Below are 23,331 nucleotides of genomic sequence, written 5' to 3' on the forward strand. Positions count from 1 at the left end.
GCATTTTTTCACGAAGCCTGGCTGATCGCCCAAAGATGCGGTGCTGCTGGACGATTACTAAAAGGCCATGCCCAGGCTGAAGTGGATAACGTAAGTGGTTTCGTGGCGGTCGTCCTGGCGGTCGGGGTTGAAGGCGATATCCAGGCGGGCCGGGCCCACCGGCAGCAGGTATTGCAGGCCGGTGCCCAGGCCGGGGCGAAAGTCGCTGAAAAAATCGTTCAGGGTGGCATCGATTACCTCGGAGCCGCGGGTAAAGGCCTCTTCCCCTTCCTCGGCCCGGGAGCGGTTGGGGGAGATATTGCCGTAATCGGCAAAGATTGACCAGGCCAATTTGTCGGTGAGCCGCCGGCGCAGCTCCAGGTTCAGGGTGTTGAAGCCCATGCCGCCCACCGGCCGGCCTTTAAGGTCCTTGGGGCCCAGTTGCCCTTCCCGGAAACTGCGCACCGAGTTCTCCCCGCCGCTGAAGAAGCGTTCGCCCAGGGGAATGGTGACCTGGTCGCGGCTGGGGATGATCAGGCCGGAATCTACCCGTACCCCCAAAGTAAGGGTCGGGGAGAGGGGCCGGAATTTGCGCCAGCCGGTGGTGAAGCGAAAAAAGTCCAGTTCACTGCCCAGCACCTTATCGGCGGTTTCCACCGCCCCGTAAGTGCGATGGCCGGCGGTGGGGAAAAAGATATCGTTGCGGGTGTCCCGGCTGAGCTGAAACTTGAGGCTGGCAATGCCGTAGCCTTTTTCCAGGCTCTCGGTGTCGGCGTCGGGTTTGATTTTGCTGATATCGCTGCGCCGGACCTGGTAGCCCACCGAAGCGGTGCGGTCCCGCGGCAGTTGCCGGGAAAACAGCAGCCCCAGCCCCTTTTCGGTGCGGGTGAAAGAAGGTTCTTCCCGCACCCGGTAGAAAACCGGGAAATCAGCCTGGACCGGGGTCTCAAAAAGCCAAGGGTCGGTAATGGCCGCCTCCACGTCGGCCCCTTTCATCGAGCCGCCGGTTTCCAGGCGTAGAATGCGGCCGTGGCCAAACAGGTTGCGGTTTACGAAACCGGTCCGCAACCGCAGCATTTCATACGACCCCCACCCCCCGGCCAGGAAAAGCTCCCGGCTGTCGGCTTCTTCCACCTCAACCAGCAGGCGGCGGGTGCTTTCTTCTTCCTCTTCGGTTTCATCCACTTCTTCCAGCGGCAGCAGTTGGAAGTCGATCCGGCTGAACAGGCCGCTGCGGTACAGCTCCTGAAAGGAATCGCGGCGCTGGCGCTCGTTATAGACCTCTCCGGGGGTCAGGTGCAAGCGCCGGTTGATGAACCTGGTGGAGGTGCGCCGGTGGCCGCTGACTTCGATTTCCTCGATGATCACCAGGGGGCCGCTGGTAATTTCGGCCCGCAGCGTGATTTCTCCGGGCATATCCCCGGTTAAATCCCGGATCAGCACCTGGGCTTCGGGGTAGCCGGTTTCGTGGAAGGCCTCCAGCAAATGGCTCCGCAACACCAGCTTGCGCCGGGTAAAATAAGGCTTGCTCAGCAATTCCGCCTCGGCGGTGGCCAGGGCCCGGGCAATGGCGTCGGCGGCTGGGGCCGGCGGGGGCTGGTCCAGCTCGATGGCTACGATCAGCCAGCGCTCTCCTTCGTCGATATAGATCGGGACGTTGGCCTGCAGCGTTTCCAATAATGGCGATGGGCTCTGTTGGTTGACCGGCTGAAAAAAAATGTCGCCGATCTCGATGTTGATCTCCCGGTAACCCTCGTTGAGATAAAGCTCCCGAATGCGGTTGAGCGCTTCATTGAGGCGGGTTTCAACAAAGGGGGGCGGGCCGGTGGTATCATTGCGCATGATGTTTTCCACCAGGGTGCGTAACTCCCGGTTGCTAAAAACGGTGTTGCCGGTAAAAGAGGTTTCGCCCAGCACCACCTTCGGCCCTTCGCTGATCAGTAAATCCACCCTGGTTGCGGCGGGGGTTTCGTGGAGTTCGTAATCCACTTCGGCGAAGTGATAACCGGCGCGGCGGTATGTCAGTTGCATCAGGTAGGCGGCGTCATCGATGGCGGTGAGCCGGCCGTAGCGGGCAAAAAGTCTTAAATCGGCGGCGGCTGCGTTGCGCAGGCGTTCTTCGCTCAGTGCCTGGTTGCCGATGAAGCGGAAGGTAACCTCCGGTGCTGCTGTTTCTGTGGCCGGTGGTGGCTCAACGGCGGGATAATCGGCGGAATACTGGGCAGCAGCCAGGCCCGGCCAGGCCGGCTGCATGATGAGCAGGAGCAGCAAAAGCAGCCGGCAGCCGGGCCGGGCCAGGCCGTTTGTGCCTCCGGTGGGCGGTATGGCAAATCGTTTACCGTGCATCAGCGGAACCGGAAGACAATTTTAAGACCGATATTGAAATCATCGTAAATATCTTTTTCGCTGGTAATAAACAACCGGTCGCCGGGGCGGATCAGGTCGTCCACCAGGCGCAGTTCGGCCTCGATGGTTTCATCGCCGCTGCGGGTGATGTTGCGGCCCACATCGATATGAAAGCGCTCCAGGATGGCTTCGTCGCTGGGCGGCTCATCGCCGTGAAAGATCCGGGCCAGCAGGTCCCGGCCCAGAAAGACCGCCATGCTCATACCGGCCCGCCGGCGGGCTGTTTCATGGCCCACGGCCGCCGGGGGCTGGCCGGTGAGCACCAGCAGCAGCAGTTCGTCATCCCCCAGGGGTGGGCTGGAACTCAAGGTCAGGATCGGTTCGTCGGCGGTACCCTGCAGCACCACGCTAACGTCGTAACCCAGCAGCCGGGCGGTGGCCAGCAGGTCAAATTCGGCCCGGTCGGGATCGTGATCGGGAAAGCGGATCAGGCCCGATTCGATTTGAAAGCGTCCCGAAGGCAGGGTCAGCCGGGTGGGGTCGAGAAAAATTTCACCGCTTAGCACCGGCAGCTCGCCGCTGCCGGTAAGGCGCAGGTTGGGCCGCAGGCTGCCCCGGGCCATGATGTTGTGCACCACAAAGGGTTGATCAGCGATGATCCGGATATTGAAGGTCATATCCCGCCAGGGCGGCGCGGTAAGGGAAAAGAGCCGCAGCCCGTTGGGGCGTCGGGGCGCGCCTGGCGCCCGGAACATCTCCAGGAAATCGACATTGCGGGTATAGCGCCCCTCGCTGATGCCCACTTCTCCGGCCAGCCGCAGTGCCGCCAAGGGACCGGTCAGGGTCAGGTCGGTCCGACCCCGGACCCGGATGCCTTCCGCCCGGTAAAAAAGCACCTCTTCGCCCTGCAGGGTAAGGTTAAAGCGCAGTTCCCGGCTGAACGCTTCACCGTTAACCGCCAGCGGGAAAGCGGCCGGAAAATCGACCCGGCCTCGGATGGCCAACGGGGCACCGCTCCACTGGCCATCGAGGAACAGCAGTTCCAGGCCTTGCGAATCAAAATCGGCCCGGGCACGGATTTCCCTGAAGGCCGGGGTGTCGCCTTCGGGGCGCAGCTCACCCTCCTCCAGTTCGATCCCCCCCCGAACCTGGGGTTCGGCCAGTGAGCCAAACAACTCCAACTCGGCGGTAAGCCTTCCCTCCACCCGCCGGACACCGGGCAGCAGTGGGCTCAACCAACTCAGTTCATCGCTGTGCAGGCGGGCCCGGAAGTCCAGTTCGGCGCCGGGAACCGTGGGGTCATAGCCTCCCTGAAGGCTCAGGTAGGCGCCCAGGCCCTCCATTTCCAGTTCGGCGTCATGCAGCCGGCCGCCGGTAAACTGCAACCGGCCCGGGGCGGCCAGGGCCAGGGTCAAGTCATCGGCGGCCAGTTCCAGCCGGTGGAAAAGCAGGGTCAGGGTTTCCTCGCCCAGGCCCTGCAGCTCTCCACCCAGCAGTAAGCGGGCTTGGTCGCTGAGCACTTCTCCCTGTTCTATAGCGAGGGTTCCGGCGGCGTAGCTCAGGTCGCTTGCCAGTTCGTTGGCCACCACTCTTTCCTGGTAAGACAGGTAGTGGGCCTGAAAGTCGCTGCTAAGCTGGAAAGCGGTCGGTTCGGCACCAGGCAGGCTGAAACTCGCTCGGCCGGTAAAGTTTTGCAGGGTGAAATCCGCCAGCCGGCCCTGGCTGAGTTCGGCCTCGGCCCGGAAGGAATGATCGGCCAGGTTGCCTTCACCTTGGAGTCTGGCGGTAAGGGCGCCGGCCATAAATGGGGCCTCCACCGGAGTGTCCATTTCGCTGGCCGCCACCTGCGGCAGCCCGTTGCCGTTTCCCTCGTGGCCCCCCTGACCAGTTAACTCCGGCGGCAGTAAGGCGGCATAAGCGGCCAACTCCGCCACCGCCAGGTTTAGCTCCAGTTCCTGCAACTCCAGGGTATCCGGTTCGGGCAGGGCCGGCAGGCTTAAAATGGGCAGCCGGAGCAGCCCGTGGGCCTCCAATCGGTCCTGCTGGTGTTGGATAAGCAGGTGCGACAGCCGCAATTGCTGCCGGGCCATTTCCAACTCGACGCTGACCAGATCCAATTTGGGTAAGGCCGCAAGCTCGCTGGCCGCCGGTAGTTGCAGGTCGAGGGCTTGCAGCCGGGCGGCCAGCTGGGGTTGACGCAACGGCCCGGCGCCGCTGATCTCGCCCTGCAGGCGGCCGCTTATGTGCCAGGGCGGCAGCAGCAGCTCGGTGTAGGGGGACAGTTCGGCAAGCTCGAAAGATGCTTGCAGTTGTTCCCAGTTGAGTTCAGCCAGGATTTCTGCCAAACCTTGGGTCTCGTCGGCCCAAAGGGCGTCCAGCAGGGGAGCAGGGTCTAAAATCAGCCCGGCCTGCAAATAGTCGTCATGGTGTCGCAGCTGCAGGCGTTCCAGGTGCAGCCGGCGGTGGTCGCCCCGGAGGATTATTTGCATGTATTCCAGCAGTTCCTCTTCCTGCCGGCTCAAGGCGTTTGCCTCCAGGTTCAAAAAGCCTTGCGGTTCGGCCGGGCTGCCGGCTAGAACCAGGTCGGCCTGCAGGCGGCCGCCGAGGGCCGGCAGTTGCCAGCGGCGGGTGAATTCAGCCAGATTGCCGAGCGCCAGGTGAATTTCACCTTCCAGGGGCAGGTGCCGGAAATCATCATCTTCCGGCCAGGGGCCGATGAGCGCCCGGGGCACGGCGAGGCGGTCGCTGCCTTTGGTCAGGTGTAAATCCCGTAGCCGCAGGCGGCCCTGTTGCAAATCCGCCTGCAGTTGCAGTCGGTGCCGGGTGAGTTCAAAAAGCGGGGGCGGCAGCGCCTTTTCCCAGGGGAGGCCGGTGGCGTCCAGCAGTTCGGGCAGGGTGGGAAAATCGACCCGCAACTCACCCACCAGGCTCTGGTCCAGCAAAGATCGCCAGTCGGCCTGGTGCAGGGCCGGCAAAGGCAGTTGCAGGCGTTCCAACTCCAGCCGGTTGTCTCCCAACGCGGCGGTCAGCCGGGGCAAATGCAACTCTCCCTGTTGGATGCGGGCCAGCAGCTCCAGGTCGCCTAAACGGTGCTCCGCCACGGCGCCCTGCTGCAGTTGCAACGCCAGTTCACCGCTGAGGGTTTCCCAGAAAGCGGCGGGAGAGGTTTTAAGATGACCGCTCAGGGCTAAATCGCCTTGCAAGCGGGGCGGCTCCACCAGGAAGGGTTCAAGTTGAGCCAGGTGGAAAACGCCGGTGGTCAGCTCGCCCTGCCATTGCTCCGGGGTCAGCCTGGCTCGCCCGCTCAGCGCCGTCTCAAGAAGCTGCAGTTGCAACGCCAGTTCGAGCTGCGGCTTCAGTGGCCGGGTTTCCTCGGCGGCGGCGAGGGTTTCCAGTCCCGACCAGCTCAGGCGGCCGCTACTCACCGTCAGCAGTTGTCCCCAGTCGAGTCGGGCAAGGGCGAGGCTGCCCTCCCGGTGGTCGCGGCCGGCGGTGGCCTCAAGGTGCAAAGGGGCTTGCAGGTTTTGCAGCCGGGGGTGTTGCAGGGCAAAAGAGGCGCTGTGCAGGTTGAGCCTGGTGGGGGCGTCGGCGGTGCCCAGGGCGGGGTTAAAATCCAGGGCAAGGTCGGCGGCAATCAGGGCCAGTTCGCCGCTGTACAGGGCAAAGTCCATCTGTTCCAGCTTGATGGTCGGCAGCCGGGGGGCAAGCTCCACCATGGCGGTAAACAGTGGTACCAGCTCGGCCGGTGCGACAATCTCCCCGATATTTCGCGCCTCGGGCGGGTAGGGAGCAGTCTTTTCGTTGGCCGGCGGTAAATTCAGAGTCAACTCACCCCGGCTTAATTCCACCCGGAGGGTTTCCACAAAGGCCGCCGCCCCGTGGCGCAGGGCCGGCAAATGGTAGCTCAGCCGCAGTTGACTGGCCTCCAGTTCCGCCGGCACGGCCAATGGCGGGTCGCCATTCGGGGCCGCATCGGTTAAACGGAGATCCTGCAACACCAGGGAGTTGAAATAATTGCCCCCGACTTGGGCGGCGGTAAGCTCCAGCCCCAGGGTTGGGGTCAGATAGCCGTTGGCGGCAGCCAGCAGGCGCGGCCCGATCACGGTCTCCCGCAGGGCGTAAAGAGTACCGGCCAGCAACAGCAGCAGAATCAGTAAAACGGCGCTTATGGTGAGAGGGCGGGTGGGCATGCTTATATGGCAAACGGTGGCCGGGGGTAAGCCCAGGAGTCCTTACAGGGTGAGAGGTTTTAAAATAAGCAGCGATCATGTATTATACAACATCTTGTGAAAAAAATACCGGTGAATCCATGAAAGAAGCCAAAACAGCCACGGACCGCCTGGAACTGAAAATCTCCGGCATGAGCTGCGCCTCCTGCGTGGCCCGGATCGAAAAGGTGCTTGCCCGCCAGGAGGGGGTGGCCTCCGCCCGGGTCAACCTGGCGGCGGAAAAGGGCTATGTCGATTACGATCAGGGGCGGATCACCCCGGAAGAGTTGATGGCGGCGGTAGATTCTCTGGGTTTTACCGCCGCCCCGGCCGAGCAGGACAGCGCCGCGGTGGACCGGGAGCGGCAGGAGCGGGAACAGGCCCTGCGACGACTGAAGCTCGACTTCTCGCTGGCCGCCGTGCTGACCACCCTGGTGCTGTATGGCAGCCTGCCGGAAATGGTGCCCATGGCCTGGCACGACTGGGCGGTGGGGGTGGTGCCGGCCTGGCTGGGCAACCCCTATACCCTGCTGCTGATTACCACCCCGGTGCAGTTTTTCTCCGGCTGGCGCTTTTACCGGGGCGCCTGGGCCTCGTTAAGCCACGGCACCAGCGACATGAACGTGCTGGTGGCCATGGGTACCAGTTCGGCCTGGTTCTACTCCGCCGCCATGACCGTGGCCCCCGATTTTCTCACTGGCCTGGGCTTTCCCTACCAGCTTTACTACGACGTGGCCACGGTGATCACCACCCTGATCCTGCTGGGTCGCCTGCTGGAGGCCCGCGCCAAGGGCAAAACCTCCGAGGCCATGCGCAAGCTCATGGGGCTGAAGGCCAAGACCGCCCGGGTGGTACGGCCGGCGGAGCAGGCGGAAGCTGAAACCATCGTTGACATCCCCATCGAAGAGGTCCAGGTGGGGGAAATTATCCTGGTGCGGCCCGGGGAAAAGATCCCGGTGGATGGCGAGATTATTGAGGGCCGCTCCAGCATTGACGAATCGATGCTCACCGGCGAAAGCCTGCCGGTGAGCAAGGAGTCCGGGGATCAGGTGATCGGGGCCACCATCAACAAAAGCGGCGGCTTTAAAATGCGGGCCACCAAGGTGGGCAAGGATACCATGTTGGCCCAGATCATCCGCCTGGTGGAGGCGGCCCAGGGCTCCAAAGCGCCGGTGCAGAAGCTGGTGGACCGTATCGCTGCCTGGTTCGTGCCGGCGGTGATTATTACCGCCACCGTCAGCGCCCTCTTCTGGTGGGCCTACGGCCCCGAACCTTCGCTGATCTTCGCCCTCACCGTCTTCATTGCCGTGCTGATCATCGCCTGCCCCTGCGCCCTGGGGCTGGCCACCCCCACGGCGATCATGGTGGGTACCGGCAAGGGGGCGGAAAACGGGATTCTGATCAAAGGGGCCGAGTCTTTGGAACTGGCCCATAAACTCGATACCGTGGTGTTGGACAAGACCGGCACCATCACCGCCGGCACCCCGGCGGTGACCGATATTTTTACCCTTACCGGCATGTTAGACGAAAACCAGCTGCTGGCCCTGGTGGCGGCGGTGGAACAGGCCTCGGAACATCCTTTGGGCGAGGCCATAGTCCGCGAGGCGGTGGAGCGGGACCTGGAACTGGCGCCGGTAAGCGATTTCACCGCCGTGCCCGGCCACGGCCTGCAGGCCGCCGTGGCCGGCCGCCGCCTGCTGGTGGGTAACGCCCGCCTGCTGGCCCGGGAAGGGGTGGCACTGGAGGAGCGCTGGCAAAAGCAGGCCCAAGAGCTGGCGGCCCAAGGTAAAACCCCCATCTTGGTGGCGGTGGATGACCAGCCGGCCGGGTTGCTGGCGGTGGCCGACCCGGTCAAGGAATCTTCGGCGGCGGCCATTGCCGCCATGCGCAAGCTCGGCCTGACGGTGGTTATGCTCACCGGCGATGCCCGCCACACCGCCGAGGCCATCGCCGCCAAGGTGGGGATCGACCGGGTGATGGCGGAGGTGTTGCCAGAAGACAAGGAGTCGGCGGTCAAAGACCTGCAGCACGAGGGGCGGCTGGTGGCCATGGTGGGCGACGGGATCAACGACGCCCCGGCCCTGGCCCGGGCCGACGTGGGAATCGCCATCGGCACCGGTACCGATGTGGCCATGGAAGCCGGCGATGTTACCCTGATTTCCGGCGATTTGAACGGGGTGCCCACGGCCATCCGGCTCTCCCGGGCCACCATGCGGATGATCCGGCAGAACCTGTTCTGGGCCTTTTTTTACAACATTGTGCTGATTCCGGTGGCGGCCGGGGTGCTCTACCCCTTCTGGGGCATTATTTTAAACCCCATGCTGGCCGCCGCCGCCATGGCCTTCAGCTCCATCTCGGTGGTGCTGAATACCTTGCGCCTCCGCTGGTTCCACTGATGCGGAAGCCCGGCAGCACCGCATCTTTGGGCGATCGGCCCGGCTTGCGTACCGGGGTACGCGGCGCCGTTCCGCTTGCCCAAACCTGCGGCACTGCCGGGCTTCCGCCGGGGCATTGTTTTATGCAATCACGGACTGTTCTTGGGCGAAAAGCAAGCCGCGTGATCCCTGGACGGGGGCCGCGGAAACCGGTAGCGGCGGGTTTGGCGGCGGCCGGGCACATGGACGTGCAGGAGGCCGCCGCCACCTCGGAGGCGGGCAGGATGCACGCCGAGAATGAGCCGCTACCGGTTTTCGCGGCCCCCACCCCCTGGCCACAACCAAAGACCTCAAAGGGACGATGTAGAGGGTGCGGAGTATGAGCAAACAGTACGATACATTGTCAGAAATGCTCGATTACTTGGCGGGGTATGGGGAGCAGCAGGCCCTAATCCTGGTGGAGGCCGAAAGCACCCGCTTGTGGTCGTATCAACGTTTGAGCGAGCGGGTTGATGAAGTGGCCGGGGCGCTGCTGGCCATGGGGCTTGAGCCCGGCGGGCTGGTGGGGCTGCTGGGGGAAAACCGGCCGGAATGGATCATCGCCGCCCTGGCGGTGTTGCGTGCCGGCGGAGTGCTGCTGCCCCTGGACGCCCAACTGGACGACGACGGCCTGGCCCACGTGGCGGCGGACAGCGGCGCCCGTTATTTTTTCGTTGGCACCGGCCAGGAGTCGCGCTTTGCTAAAATTAACCAAAACAACTCATCGGCTCCGGCGGAGCTTAAACTGCTACCCTTAAACGACTTGCCCACCGGCTCCCCCCCGGCCGCTTTCCCTAAGCGCCGGCCGGAAGACCCCGCCGCCATGTTTTACACCTCCGGCACCACCGGACCGCCTAAAGGGGTGCCTTTAACCCATGCCAACCTGGCCTTTCAACTCAATACGGTGGCCGCCGCCGGCCTGGTCACCGCCCGCGACCGGGTGCTGCTGCCGCTGCCTCTGCACCATGTTTATCCCCTGGTGGTGGGGCTGCTCACCCCGCTGGCCCTGGGGCTGCCCCTGATCATGCCCGATGTGCTCACCGGCCCCCGGATTCTGCGGGCGGTGAAGGCTGGCCGGGCCACCGCCCTGATCGGCGTGCCCCGCCTTTACCAGGCCCTCTACCAGGGGGTTGAAGATAAGGTGGCCGACGGCGGCGCGGCGGCCCGGCTTTATTTCCGCACCGCCCTGGGCCTTAGTGCCTGGTGCAAGCGTCGGCTGGGGCTGCGGGCGGGTAAAATGCTGCTGGCGCCCCTGCATCGCCGCTTCGGCTCTTCCCTGCGGCTGCTGGCCTCCGGCGGTTCGGCCCTTGATCCGGAGCTGGCCCGGCGGCTGGAGGCCCTGGGCTGGCAGGTGGCCATCGGCTACGGGCTGACCGAAACCGCGCCCCTGCTCACCATCAACCCTCCCGTGGGTGGGCGGCCCGGCAGCGTCGGCCGGGCGGTGCCGGGGGTGGAACTGCGGCTGGAACCACTGGCGGAAGACTCCTCGGAGAGTTCAGATGCACCGCCCATGGGCGAAGTGCTGGCCCGTGGCCCCAACGTCTTTGCCGGCTATCACAACTTGCCGGAGCAGACGGCGGCGGCCCTTAAAGAGGGCTGGTTTCGAACCGGCGACCTGGGTTATCTCGATCGGGACGGTTTTCTTTTTCTGGTCGGCCGGGCCTCCAGCCTGATCGTTACTGCCGGCGGCAAGAATATCCAGCCCGATGCCTTGGAAGATCGGCTGACCACCCATCCCTTCATCCGTGAAGCCGGCGTGCTCAGTCGGGATGATCGGCTGGCGGTGCTGCTGGTGCCGGAACTGGCCGCCCTGCGCCGGGCCGGTCAACAGGACGAAGAGGCGGCCCTGCGCCAGGCACTGCTGGAGGTTTCCCACCGCCTGCCTTCCTACCAGCGCCCCGACGAGTTCGCCCTCAGCCGCGAGGCTCTGCCCCGCACCCGGCTGGGCAAGATCCGTCGCCACCTGTTGCCGGGACGTTATCAACAGGCCCGAGCGCAACAGCACCATGCCGACAAGACCGGGCCGATGCCGCTTAACGAGATGTCCGATCACGACCGGGCCCTGCTGGAAAACCGGTCGGCCAGCCGGGTCTGGGAATGGCTGGCCCGGCGTTACCCCAAGGTGCGGCTCAGCCCGGACACTAGCCCGCATTTGGACCTGGGGGTCGATTCTTTGGGCTGGCTCAACCTGGCCGCCGAGATCGGCCAGCAGGCCGATGTGCAACTCACCGAGGAGGTCATCGGCCGGGTGGAAACGGTGCGGGACTTGCTGCACGAGGTGGTGGAATTAAGCGTGCATGGCAACGGCGGCGGCCAGGAGGGGGGGGTGGCCGATCCGCTGGCCGACCCGGAAGCGGTGCTCAAAGAGCAGAGCCGTCGCTGGCTCAAACCCTTAAACCCCCTGCAGGTGGCCTTGGTGTGGGGATTGTACCAGCTCAACCGGCTGCTTTTTCGGCTCCTGTTCCGGCTGCGGGTTGAGGGGTTGGAGCACCTGCCCGATGATAAACCTTTTATTCTGGCCCCCAACCATGTCAGTTTCCTGGACTCCTTTGCCATCGGCGCGGCGCTGCCATTTGCCCGGTTTCGCCAAACCTATTACGCCGGTAACGCCGAGGTGGCTTTCCGCAACGCCTTTTTTCGGCTGGTCTGCCGCCTGGGCCAGGTGGTGCCCATTGATCCCCGGCGGGCCACCGCCACCAGCCTGGCTTACGGGGCGGTGATTCTGGACCAAGGATGCAACCTGGTCTGGTTTCCGGAAGGGGAGCGTTCCTGGGAGGGGCGACTGCAGCCCTTCCGGGCCGGCATCGGGATGCTGCTTGACCGCAAGAGGGTTTATGTGGTACCAGCCCATATCGCCGGCGCTTACCAGGCCTGGCCTCGAGGCCGGAAATTGTTCCGGCCGCACCCCATCAGCATCAAGTTCGGGCCGGCCCTGACGGCCCAACAATTGCTGGCCGGACGGCAGGGGGGCGGGGAGGCTTCGGCAAACGATCGCTCCGGCATGATCGCCGCCGCCCTGCGGGAACAGGTAGCCGCTTTGGCGCCTGAATCGGACGAATCGTAAAAAGAGTGCCCGCAAGCGAGCAGGGGTAGCCGGGAAATTTTTAATGGATGATGTGCACAAATTAAAAAAGTTAAAAAAACGCCGGCCTTCCTACCAGCTACTGTTGCTGGTGGCCCTGTTGTTGCTGGGATTGCTGGCGCAAAAACTTGATTTGGTGGACTGGCTGGAGGTGCTGGAAGTCAGCCGCCACTACGCCCACCACTGGTGGTTCCCTCCTTTGCTTATTCTGGCCATGGCGGCTTTTTACGCCCTGGCCCTGCCGGGTTCCTTTTTCATGTGGCTCACCGGCGCCCTTTTCGTGCCGATTGTGGCCACGCTGATCATCGTCATCGGCGGGGTCGGCGGCGCGGTGGGGGGATATTTTGTTTCCCGGCGGCTGGCCCGCCGGGAGTGTGCCCGGATCAAACATCAGCCGCTGTTCAATTTCATCCGGCGCCATGGTGATTTTGTTGCCCTGTGCGCGGTGCGGACTTTTCCCAGCTTTCCGCACTCGGTGATCAACTACGGGGCCGGGGTGCTGGGGTTGCCGCTGGGTTACTTCGTCCTCTCCACCATCATTGGCTTCACTCTCAAGGGGTATCTCTATTCCGCCGCCATCTATCAGCTTACCACCATGGATGAACCGGGAGAGTTTCTCTCCTGGCAGTTGCTGGCGCCGCTGATCATGCTCTCTCTGTTGTTCATCGCCGCCAAGCTCATCTTCGGGCGCAAGCCATCGCTGGCCAACGGCCCGTAAGCGTTCAGCCAATATTACTCCTGCTCCAGGGTATAACGGGCCAGCAGGCTGTCCTGCCAGTAGCTGTTGGTGGGCCGGCGGAAGAAATCCTGGAACAGGGCCAGGCTTTCCCGCCGTCTGATGTGGGGGGTGATCTCTACGGCCGGGGCCATTTCCCGGTAGAGGGGATTAAGCTCGGTCAGGGGCAGGGAGGTGCCGCCACCCATGGCGTCTTCATAGGCGTAAACAATGCGCCGCACCCCGTTGAGCAGCAGGGTGGCGTAACACATCAGGCAGGGCTCCATGGTGGCATAGAGGGTGAGTCCGCCCCGCTCAATCTCCGGTTGCCGCGCAAGCAAGCCGCGCAGGGCCACGATTTCGGCATGGTCCAGCTCGGTGGGCGCCGTGCCGCCGCTGTTTTGCCGGTTGCCCTCGGCCACCACCCGGCCGCCGGCGACGATCACCGCCCCCACCGGGAACTCCCCGGCCTGTAACGCCACCCGGGCCTGCTCCAGGGCCAGCCCCATGAAATAGTGATGCTGCTCGCTTTGGTCCATGGCGGTTGATCTCCGAGTAAATTGTCGCGACAGTTCAGCGTAATTGCAAGCTGATAGCTTAACCGCATAGCGGTGGCAGAGCAACATTTGATATGGGTCGGTGCCGCCCAAGGCGGCGCCGGCCTACCACCAGAAAACCGGGTAGCGGCGGGAAGCGGGGATGTTGTTGATCAGCAGGGCCACCAGCAGCATGATCAGCGCGCCGCTGGCGATGGGAAAGAGCAGGTACCAGTAGCCCAGTTGATGAATCTCCTCGCCGCCGATGACCGCGATTAAAGCGGTGGCGCCGCCGGGCGGATGCAGGGTTTTGGTGAGATGCATCAGGGCGATGGCGGTGGCCACCGCCAAGGCGGCGGCCAGCCAGAGCTGGGGGGCGAAAAACTGCAGGCAGGCCACTCCCACCAGGGCGGAAACCAGATGCCCCCCCAGCAGGTTGCGCGGCTGGGCCAGAGGACCGGCCGGGGCGCCGTAGATCAGCACCGCCGAGGCCCCGAAAGAACCGACAATCAGCAGCAGGTCGCTGCCCTCCAGCCACCGGTAGTGCAGCAGCGCCACCGCCGCAATACCCAGAAAGGCTCCCAGCCACGACCAGAAAATCTCGCCGGCGCTTACCCGGGGCGGGCTTTTTTCACCGCCCCGCATTTTGGCCCAGTATGACATGGTTGCTCCTCCTTGGCTTAATTAGGATGAAACGGACCGTGGTTGGTCGGAGTGGTGAAAGCGGCTTAAAAGCAGTTGCATCAGCACCGGTATAACCACCAGGGTCAGCAGGGTCGAGGCTAAAATGCCGCCGATAATCACCGTGGCGATGGGGGAAAAGCGTTCCGAGCCCACCGCCAGCTCCAGGGCCAGGGGCAGCATGCCGGCCACGGTGGAGAGCGCGGTCATCATTACCGGCCGGAAGCGGGCCGCCACGGCGGCCGGTACGGCCTGGTCCAGGGGCATGCCCTGCCGGCGGCGGGCCAGGATGAAGTCCGCCAGGATAATGCTGTTGTTGACCACGATCCCCACCAGCAGCACAATCCCCAGCAGAGCCGGCATGGAAAGGTATTTACCGGCCAGGGTCAGGGCGGCGGCCACGCCGATGAACTGCAGGGGGATGGCGGTCATGATCACCAGTGGCAGCAGGGATGAGCGGAACTGGATCATCAGCAGCAGGTAAACGGCCAGGGCGGCGGCGCCCAGGGCCCGCAGCAGCCGCCCCCGGGCCTCGGCCAGGTCCTGCTGCTCGCCGCCAATGGCCATACTGTAACCCGCCGGCGTTTCAATTTCCGGCAGGCGCCGCTCCAGGTCCGCCACCACCTGGGACAAAGGCCGCCGGCCATCGGTCCAGGCCCGGACCTCCAGGGTACGGCGGAAGTTTTCCCGCGAGACCAGGCGGGGGCCGTAAACCGGCTCAAAGTTGGCCAGGTCGACCAGGCGGATATTTTCCCCCGCCGGTCCGGGCAGCACCACGTTTTCCAGATCCTGCTGCTGGCGCCGATCCTCCGGCTGGTAGCGGAGGCTGATGTCCAGGTCTCGCAACCCCCGCTGCCGGTAGGCCGTTACCCGCTCGCCGTCCATGGCGCGGCGTACGGTGGCGGCGATGGTGCTGCCGTCCAGGCCCAGTTCGGCGGCCCGCTCCCGGTCAATGACCACCAGGGTTTCCGGCCGGTCCAGGTCCCAGTTGCGGTAGGGATCGCGCACACCGCCCACGGCCTGTAGCAGGGTTACGGTTTGTGCTGCCAGCTCGGCCAGGGCCTGCGGCTCCGTGCCGTTGATCTCCACGATGATGGGGGCGGCGGTGGTGGCCCGGGCCGTGCCGCCCTGTTCCTGGAATACCCCCAGGGTAACCCCGGGCAGGGCCTGGACCTGCTCGCGCAGGCGCTCCATGATCGCCCACTGGCTCTCGGGCCGGCGATTGCGGGGAACCAGGTCAACGCTGATTTCCGCCTGGTGACTGTCCATGGCGCCCCGTCCGCCCAGGTAGCGCGCCCCGGTTTCGTAGCCGATCCGGGTGGAAACCGTCTCCACCGCCGCTTCAGCCAGGATTTTTGCCTCCACCGCGGCCACGATTTGCCGGGTTTCCCCCAGCGGGGTGCCGGGAATAACGTCCAGCAGGACCCGGAAGCTACCCGAATCGAAACGGGGCATCATCTCGCTGCCGCCGGCCCGGATCAGGCCCAGACCCGCCAGCAGCAAGACAAAGGCCAGGATAAAGGTAACCGCCGGTCGCCGCCCGGCAACGGTCAGCAGTTGCAGGTAAAGCTGCCTGGGGGCGGAGAGCAGATGATCGCTCACGGCGGGCTGTTTTTTGCCGCCACCGCCCTGCTGGCCGAAAATGATCACCGCCAGCAGCGGCACCAGGGTCAGGGCCGCCACCAGGGAGGAGGCCAGGGCAAAGGAGAGGGTCAGGGCCAGGGGGCGGAAGAGTTCGCCGATGAAACCACCCAGCAGGGTCAGAGGCAGCAGCACCGCCAGGGTGGTCACAGTGCCGCCGATCTTGGCGGCGGTGACCTCGCCGGTGCCCTCGATGGCCGCAGCTTCCGGGGCCAGACCGGCTTCCCGTTGCCGGTGGATGTTCTCTAAAATCACAATACTGTCGTCCACCAGCAGGCCGATGGCCAGGATGATCGCCGACATGGTGACCATGTCCAGTTGCAGGCCGGCCAGGCGCATCAGGGCGAAGGTGGCCAGAAAGGTGACGGGAATGGTGGCGGCCACCACCAGGGCCTGGCGGAAGCTGCCGAGAAAGAGCAGCACCACCAGCATGGTCAGGCCGATGGCGCCGGCGATGGTGGCGGTCATGCTGGTGATTACCACCCGGGTGAAGGCCGAGTCATCCTCGGCCACGGCGAAAGATACGGCCGGTTCTTCCGCTTGCAACTCCTGCAGCAGGGTGAAAACCCGATCGGCCACCGCCACGGTGTTGGCCTCGCTGCGCTTCAGCACTTGGACGGCGATGGCCGGCTGGCCGTTATAATGGAAGGCGGCCCGGTCTTCGCCGGGTGTCAGGCGCACCCGGGCCACGTCGCCCAGGAGCAGCAAATTTTCGTCCTGGCGCTGCAGGACCAGCGCTGCGGCATCGGCGGCATCGCGCAGGGGGGTGTCGAAGCGGACCACCGTCTCCCGGCCGCCTTCCCGGCTGCGGCCGCCGGCGGCGGTGAGGTTCCAGCCCTGCAGGGCGTTGATCACCTGTTCCTGGCTCAGGCCGTAAGCGGCCATCCGGTCTCGCTGCAACTGTACCTCCAGTTGCAGGCGGTTGCCGCCGACCACATCCACCGCCGCGACGCCGTCGATCAGGTTCAGCCGGTCCTGCACCCGGTTCTCCGCCAACTGCCGCAGTTGAGGCAGCGACAACTCCTCGCTGGTCAGGGCCAGGGTGACAATGGGACGCTGGGCCGAGGAGAATTCCTGGATCTGGGGATCGCCCATGGCGGCCGGCAACTGCGGGCGAATCCGGTTGACGGCGTTCTGCACCTCCATGGCCCCGATGGTGCTGGAGAAGCCGTAGTGGAATTCCACCTCCACCACCGCCAGACCCTCGCGGCTGGTGGAGCGCAGGGTGCGGACCCCGTCGATGCCGGCAAACTCTTCTTCCATCAGTTTGCTGATGTTTTCCGCCACCTCTTCCGCCGCCATGCCGGGATAAGGGGTGATCACCGTAACCATGGGCGGGTCGGTGTCGGGAAAAAGCTGGACGGGCAGTTGCAGGCGGGCATCCAGCCCGAAGATCAGTACCGCTATCAGGGCGGCCAGCACCGCGTGCCGGTGGCCCAGCAGCCAGCGTGGCAGGGAGTTCATTCTGGTTCCCCGCCCGGTGCAGCGACCCGTACCGGCTCACCGTCGGCCAGGTCGGGATAGGGGGTGGTGATAAGCTGCTCGCCGGCCCGCAACCCCGCTTCGATCACCACCCGGCCCTCGGCTTCCGGGCCCGGCTGGACCTGACGGCGGCGGGCCTGGCCGTTTTCCACCACAAAGACCTGGGCATGGTCGCGGCGGCGGTCAAGGGCCTCTACCGGGATGGCCACCACCTGCTCCCTTTCCAGGGCCAGCACCCGCACCGAGGCGATCATGCCGGGCCGCAGGATGTTGGGCCGGCGATCGCCGGGCCCCGCCGGCAGCAGAATCTCGGCCCGGGCGCCCCGGCCCGGGGGTTTGAGGTCGGGGTGGAGCCGGTCCAGCGAGCCGTGCCATTCCCCGTCGAAACCGGGTACGGAAACCCGGACCGGCCGCCCGGGGGTAAGCCGGGCCAGTTCTTGTTGGGGGACGACAAACTCTGCCTTCAATTGCTCCCCGTTGAACAGTTCCAGCAGCGGTTGTCCCAAAACGGCCTGATCGCCCGGCAGGGCTTGAAGCCGGCCGACGGTGCCGGAGAAGGGGGCCTTGATCCGAGTGTAGCCCAAGCGGGTGGCGGCTGCCTGCTCGGCCTGGCGGCCGGCGGCCAGGCTGGCGGTGAGGGTTTGCACCCGGGCCTGGCTTTCCTCTAAAGACTCCAGGGTGATGGCGCCTTCACGGTGGAGTTGTTCCCGCCGGGCCAACTGTTGCCGGGCCAGCTTGAGTTCAGCCGCGGTGGCTTCGGCCTGGAAGGCCAGCCGTTCATGCTCCTGGCGCCATTCCCGGTCATCCAAGACAACCAGCAGGTCGCCGGCCTTTACCCGTTGCCCGGCCCGTACCGGCAGATCCCGGATGGGAGCGGAGAGCCGGCTGCTGATTACCGCCTCCTGTTCCGCAGCAATGACGCCGGGGTAACGTTGCCAGAGTTGGAAGGTCTGGGGGGTGACGGTCATGGCGGCCACGGCCCGGGGCGGGGCCGCTTCCGGGGGCGGCGGCTGCAAGGCGGTGCGCAGGCGCTCGGCGGCCGCCAGCCCCAGCCAGAGCAACAGCCCCAGCAGCAGCAGGGCCCCGAGCAGCCGGGCGCTTCGGTTCAGTTTGGTTTGGTTGTTTGGCATTTTTCTAATAATAATAAATTATTGCGGGTTAATGATGCCGCGTTTAAAGAGGGCAAAAACCGCCGGCGCGCTATCCTGCATCTGTTCCGGTCGCCCGGCCAGCAGTGACTGCACCACCAGGCCCTGGATCATGCCCACAAAGAGCACGGCGGCGGCGCCGGCTTCAACTTCCGGGGCGATTTCACCGGCCTTTTGGCCCTCTTCGATCAGTTGCGCCAGCCTTTGCCGGTAGCGCTCAACCAGCTTGCGGGCCAGGTTTTTGGCCGCTGAGTCGCCGGGGTGCTGCAGCTCGTTAAAAAGCATCCGGGGAATCCCGGGATGAGAAACCACAAAGGAGATGTGCGCCTGAAACATCGCTTCCAGGCCCGCCAGGGGGCCGGGGGCTTGGCGGGCCGCCTTTTCCACCCGTTTGAGCAGTTGCTCGGCCACCCAGGTCATCACCGCCTGCCAGATCGCTTCCTTGTTGGGAAAGTGGCGAAACAGCGCCCCCTGGGTCAGGTTCATCTGACGGGCGATGGCGGCGGTGGTGATTTTACCCGGGTTGAGTCGGGCGGCCAGTGCAAGCACCGCGTCGACGGTGGCGGCCCGGCGCTGTTCGGCGGGCAGATGTTTACCGGGATTGGTCATGGGCTGCTCCGGGTAAAGTGAGTAATTGATTACTATCTTATCCTGCCGGCAGGATATGTCAAGGGGCAGGAACATCCAGCCAGCGCCATTGTCTTTCCGATGGTATGGTAAGGGTGCGGTAATATTTTTTACAACTCAGGCCGGATTTATTATCATTAAAAATATGAAGAACAGAGCAACCCTGAAAACCTTGATCGGCGCTGTGCTGGCGCTTTTTTTGCTGACCCTGGCTTATTGGTGGCTGAACCGGGAGGGAGACGCTACCGGTCCGGCCCCCGGCATGCCCGGTCGCCCCGGCGGAGAGCCGGCGGTGGCGGTGGAGGTGGCGCCGGTGCAGTGGGGTGAAATTGTCGAGCGCCGGGTTTTTACCGGCACCCTGCAACCGGTTTCCCGCTTTGATGTGGCTGCCCGGGTGGGCGGCCGGCTGCTCAAGCTTTATGTCGACCTGGGGGATACCGTTCGGCGCGGCCAAGTGGTGGCCCGGTTGGATGGCGATGAATATCGCCTGGAGGTGGCCAAGGCCAAGGCCGAGCTGGAAGTGGCCAAGGCCGGGCTGGCCGAGGCGGAGAGCGTCCTGGCCACTTCCAGGCGGGAGTATGAGCGGGCCCAGAGTTTGCGCCGCCAGGGGGTGGCCTCCGAGGCCGAGCTGGACAGCGCCCTGGCCAATTACGAGGTGCAGCAGGCCAAGGCCCAGGTGGCCGCGGCCCAGGTCTCCCAGCGCCGGGCGGCCCTGGCCGCCGCCGAGTTGCGTCTTTCCTACACCGAAATCCGGGCCGACTGGTTGGGCGGCGAACCCGAGCGGCTGATCGCCGAGCGCTTTGTCGATGAAGGCTCGCTGCTGGCCGCCAACACCCCGCTGTTCTCCCTGGTGGGCATTGACCGCCTGGTGGCGGTGGGCCATGCCCCGGAACGCGATTACCCGCGGCTGCGCCCCGGCCAGGAAGTGGCGGTGCGGGCCGATGCCGTGGGAGAGCGGGTCTTTGCCGGGCAGTTGGCCCGCCTGGCGCCGGTGGTGCGGGAGGCTTCCCGCCAGGCCCGCCTGGAGGTGGAGGTGGCCAATCCGGAGCAGATATTGAAGCCCGGCATGTTCGTGCGGCTGGAAATCGAGGTGGCGCGCCGGGAAAACGCCCTGTTGGTGCCCCGGGCGGCGCTGCTCGAGCGCCCCGGCGAATACGCTCTGTACCTGGTTGATGAAGAGAGCCTGACCGCCCGCTTTGTACCGGTGCAACTCGGGCTGCAGAGCCGGGAGCAGGTGGAGATCCTGGTCCCGGAAATCAGCGGCCGGGTGGTTACCCTGGGGCAGCACCTGCTCAGCGACGGCGCCAAAATCACCATTCCCGAAGCGGCGGCGCCTGGAGAGCGCAGCCGATGAACCCGGCCCGCTTCACCGTTCATCGCCCGGTTTTCACCATCATGCTCACCCTGATTGCGGTGATCATCGGGGCGGTTTCCCTGGCCCGGTTGCCCATCGACCTGATGCCCGAGGTCACCTATCCCACCCTGACCATCTCCGCCAGTTACGACAACGCCAGCCCGGAGGAGGTGGAAGAGCTGATCACCCGCCCCATTGAACAGGCGGTGGCGGCGGTTTCCGGTATTGAGAGCATCAACTCCAACTCCTCGGAGGGGATCAGCAACGTCCGGGTCTCCTTTGCCTGGGGCACCGACATCGACGCGGCGGCCAACGACCTGCGGGATCGGCTGGACCGGGTGATGAACCAATTGCCCGACGACATCTCCCGCCCCCAGGTACGCAAATTCGATCTTTCCGCCACCCCGGTACTGATCCTGGGGGCGGCCAGTCCCCTGGACCCCCTGGAGCTGCGGCGGCTCATCGACGAGCAGATGAGCTTCCGCATCGAGCGGGTGGCGGGGGTGGCCTCCCTGGATGTCTGGGGCGGGCTGGAGCGGGAGATCCAGGTCAACCTAAAGGCCGACAAGATCGCCGCTTTGGGCCTGACCCTGGACGGCCTCCGCCAGGCCCTGCGGGACGCCAACATCACCGTGCCCGCCGGCGAAATCGAGCGGGGCCGGCTGGAGGTAACCCTGCGTACCCCCGGCCAGTTCACCAGCCTGGAGGAGCTGGCCGCCACCGTGCTGGCGGTGCGGGATGGCGCGGCCATCACCCTGGACCAGGTGGCCGAGGTGGTGGATACCCACCGTAAGGTCAGCCGGATCGTGCGGATCAACCACCAGCCGGGGGTGCGCTTGGCGGTGCGCAAGCAGCCCGACGCCAATACCGTGCAGGTGGCCCGGGAGGTGCTGCGCGAGGTGGAGCGGCTCAACCGGGATTTTCCCCAGGTGGAGATCGTTCCCATCATCGATTTTTCCGAGTACATCCAGCGTTCCATCGACAACGTGGGCCGTTCCCTGCTCTACGGCGGCTCGCTGGCGGTGCTGGTGCTGCTCTTTTTCCTGCGCAGTATGCGTTCCACCCTGGTGGCGGCCACCGCCATCCCGGTGGCGGTGATTTCCACCTTCGCCCTGATCTATTTCGGCGGTTTCACCCTCAATTTGATGACTCTGGGCGGCCTGGCCCTGGGGGTGGGAATGATGGTGGACAGCGCCATCGTGGTGCTGGAAAACATCGCCCGCCTGCGGGACAAGGAAAAAATGGCCGCCACCCAAGCGGCGGAACAGGGCACCGGCGAGGTGGCCGCCGCGGTGATCGCCGGCACCCTGACCACCCTGGTGATCTTCTTCCCCATTCTCTTTGCCCAGGAACTGGCCGGGGTGCTCTTTCGCCAGTTGGCCCTGGTGGTGGGTTTTGCCCTGCTGGCCTCCCTGATCACCGCCCTGACCCTGACCCCCATGCTGGCCGCCCGCCTGGTGCGGCCGGCGGCGGTGGCCGGCGAGGGGGAGCGAGGGGCCAAGGCTGTCCTGCTGCGGCTGACCACCGGGCTGTTCAACGGCCTGGAAAATTTTTACCGGCGCAGTCTGGATGGGGCTTTGAACAATCGTGGGCCGGTGGTGATCTTTTTTGTCGCTCTTTTTGTCCTGGCTCTGATGTTGCTGCCGCACCTGGGCAGCGAGTTCATGCCCCAGGCCGACGAAGGCCAGGTGCGGGTGGAGATCGAGATGGAAACCGGTACCCGGCTGGCCCTGCTGGACCAGACGGTACAGAAAGTGGAAAGTATTATTCTAACGGCGGTTCCCGAGGCTCGGGCCTCCGAGGTCGTGGTGGGGGGTGTTTCCTGGCGCACCGGGGAGCCCTCCACCGCCCGTATCCGCCTGGCCTTGGTGCCCATGCGGGAGCGGGAGCGCTCCAGTGAGCAGATCGCCGCCGATTTACGGCCGCTGCTGCGAGATATCCCCGGGGCCCGGGTCCGTACCCGCACCGGCGGTCTCTTTATCCTGCGCCTGGCCGCCGGGGCCGAGGATGAACGACTGGTCATCGAGGTGCGCGGTTTCGACCTTGACCAGTTGGATCAGGTGGCCCGACAGGTGCGGAACGCCATCGCCGAGGTCGAGGGCATCTCCGATTTGCGCTTGAGCCGCGAGGGCCGGGTGCCCATGGAACTGCTGCGCATCGACCGCCAGCGGGCCGCCGACCTGGGCCTGTCGGTGGCCAGGATCGCCCGCACCATCGAGATCGCCATGGCCGGGGCCACCGCCGGCGAGTTCCGCGACGGGGGCAACGAGTACCGCATCTTTGTCCGCCTGGAAGACGCTGAACAGCTTGATTTCGACGATATTTTAAATATTACCGTGCGTAATGACGACGGCGAATTTGTCGCCCTGGCCAACGTGGTCACCGTGGAGCGGGCGGAAGGGCCGCTGACCATCGAGCGCCAGGATCAGCAGCGGGTCAGCCGGGTGCAGGCCAACCTGGCCGGCCGCGACCTGGGCTCGGTGGTGGCCGATATCCGCCAGCGGCTGGAAACCATTCCCACCCCGCGGGGGATTGACATTACCTTCGGCGGCGATTACGAACAGCAGGAAAAGGCCTTCAGCGAAATGGCCCTGGGACTGCTGCTGGCCGTGCTGCTGGTATACATGGTGATGGCCAGCCTGTACGAATCGCTGCGCGACCCCCTGGTGGTGATGTTTGCCGTGCCCATGGCCCTGATCGGGGTGGTGTTGATGTTGCTCTTTACCGGCACCACCCTCAACGCCCAGTCCTATATCGGCGGGATAATGCTGGTGGGAATTGTGGTCAACAACGCCATCCTGCTGGTTGACCAGGCCACCCGATTACGGCGGGACGCCGGCTGGTCGGCCCTGGAGGCGGCCAGAGAGGCCGGGCGGCGGCGTTTGCGGCCGATCCTGATGACCACCCTGACCACCACCTTTGCCATGCTCCCCCTGGCCCTGGGGCTGGGTGAGGGCAGCGAGCAGCAGGCCCCCATGGCCCGGGCGGTGATCGGCGGCCTGCTGAGTTCCACTTTCATCAGCCTGCTGCTGATCCCGGTCCTGTACTCCCTTGTTTACCGCAACCGTCAAGGTCGGGAAGATGAGTCTGCAAAAGCAATCAGTTAACCAACGAAAAG

General features: G+C 64.9%; 12 protein-coding genes. 5 read left to right on the forward strand and 7 right to left on the reverse strand.

All coding sequences use genetic code 11. From position 1 onward, the window contains the following. Positions 1-57: 57 nt before the first annotated feature. Both DAAHT2_RS10850 and DAAHT2_RS10855 read right to left on the reverse strand, forming a co-directional pair. Complete coding sequence (locus DAAHT2_RS10850; RefSeq protein WP_013164324.1) at positions 58-2,325, reverse strand: BamA/OMP85 family outer membrane protein; 2,268 nt, start codon at positions 2,323-2,325, stop codon at positions 58-60. Further along, on the reverse strand, positions 2,325-6,515 hold the full coding sequence (locus tag DAAHT2_RS10855) for a translocation/assembly module TamB domain-containing protein (RefSeq protein ID WP_013164325.1): 4,191 nt from the start codon (positions 6,513-6,515) through the stop codon (positions 2,325-2,327). Before DAAHT2_RS10855 ends, DAAHT2_RS10850 begins: the two co-directional genes overlap by 1 nt. 119 nt (positions 6,516-6,634) lie before the next feature. Here DAAHT2_RS10855 and DAAHT2_RS10860 point away from each other — a divergent pair, with 119 nt between their 5' ends. From DAAHT2_RS10860 to DAAHT2_RS10870, 3 genes are all read left to right on the forward strand, one after another. Continuing rightward, positions 6,635-8,929 carry a heavy metal translocating P-type ATPase gene (locus DAAHT2_RS10860; protein ID WP_013164326.1) on the forward strand — a complete coding sequence of 765 codons (2,295 nt, stop codon included), beginning with the start codon at positions 6,635-6,637 and terminating at the stop codon, positions 8,927-8,929. A 358-nt stretch (positions 8,930-9,287) separates the two neighbouring features. Then, on the forward strand, positions 9,288-12,011 hold the full coding sequence (locus DAAHT2_RS10865; RefSeq protein WP_013164327.1) for an AMP-binding protein: 2,724 nt from the start codon (positions 9,288-9,290) through the stop codon (positions 12,009-12,011). Between the two features lie 43 nt (positions 12,012-12,054). After that, on the forward strand, positions 12,055-12,747 hold the full coding sequence (locus DAAHT2_RS10870; RefSeq protein WP_013164328.1) for a TVP38/TMEM64 family protein: 693 nt from the start codon (positions 12,055-12,057) through the stop codon (positions 12,745-12,747). Positions 12,748-12,761: 14 nt separating this feature from the next. Here the strand turns inward: DAAHT2_RS10870 and DAAHT2_RS10875 are convergent, their stop codons facing one another. From DAAHT2_RS10875 to DAAHT2_RS10895, 5 genes are all read right to left on the reverse strand, one after another. Continuing rightward, positions 12,762-13,283, reverse strand: coding sequence for a nucleoside deaminase (locus tag DAAHT2_RS10875; RefSeq protein WP_013164329.1), 522 nt, complete (start codon positions 13,281-13,283; stop codon positions 12,762-12,764). A 123-nt stretch (positions 13,284-13,406) separates the two neighbouring features. Then, on the reverse strand, positions 13,407-13,943 hold the full coding sequence (locus tag DAAHT2_RS10880) for an HPP family protein (protein WP_013164330.1): 537 nt from the start codon (positions 13,941-13,943) through the stop codon (positions 13,407-13,409). A 21-nt stretch (positions 13,944-13,964) separates the two neighbouring features. Next, positions 13,965-17,066: an efflux RND transporter permease subunit gene (locus DAAHT2_RS10885; protein ID WP_013164331.1), complete on the reverse strand. Its 3,102-nt coding sequence runs from the start codon at positions 17,064-17,066 to the stop codon at positions 13,965-13,967. Next, on the reverse strand, positions 17,063-18,214 hold the full coding sequence (locus tag DAAHT2_RS10890) for an efflux RND transporter periplasmic adaptor subunit (RefSeq protein WP_013164332.1): 1,152 nt from the start codon (positions 18,212-18,214) through the stop codon (positions 17,063-17,065). Before DAAHT2_RS10890 ends, DAAHT2_RS10885 begins: the two co-directional genes overlap by 4 nt. Before the next feature lie 18 nt (positions 18,215-18,232). Next, positions 18,233-18,841 carry a TetR/AcrR family transcriptional regulator gene (locus tag DAAHT2_RS10895; protein WP_013164333.1) on the reverse strand — a complete coding sequence of 203 codons (609 nt, stop codon included), beginning with the start codon at positions 18,839-18,841 and terminating at the stop codon, positions 18,233-18,235. A 163-nt stretch (positions 18,842-19,004) separates the two neighbouring features. Between DAAHT2_RS10895 and DAAHT2_RS10900 the strand changes: the two genes are divergently transcribed. Together DAAHT2_RS10900 and DAAHT2_RS10905 are read left to right on the forward strand one after the other, a co-directional pair. Further along, positions 19,005-20,213, forward strand: a complete 1,209-nt coding sequence (locus DAAHT2_RS10900; protein ID WP_013164334.1) for an efflux RND transporter periplasmic adaptor subunit — start codon at positions 19,005-19,007, stop codon at positions 20,211-20,213. After that, on the forward strand, positions 20,210-23,320 hold the full coding sequence (locus DAAHT2_RS10905; RefSeq protein ID WP_013164335.1) for an efflux RND transporter permease subunit: 3,111 nt from the start codon (positions 20,210-20,212) through the stop codon (positions 23,318-23,320). Before DAAHT2_RS10900 ends, DAAHT2_RS10905 begins: the two co-directional genes overlap by 4 nt. The last annotated feature ends 11 nt before the right edge of the window (positions 23,321-23,331 follow it).

This window comes from Desulfurivibrio alkaliphilus AHT 2 (assembly GCF_000092205.1).
Taxonomy (GTDB): domain Bacteria; phylum Desulfobacterota; class Desulfobulbia; order Desulfobulbales; family Desulfurivibrionaceae; genus Desulfurivibrio; species Desulfurivibrio alkaliphilus.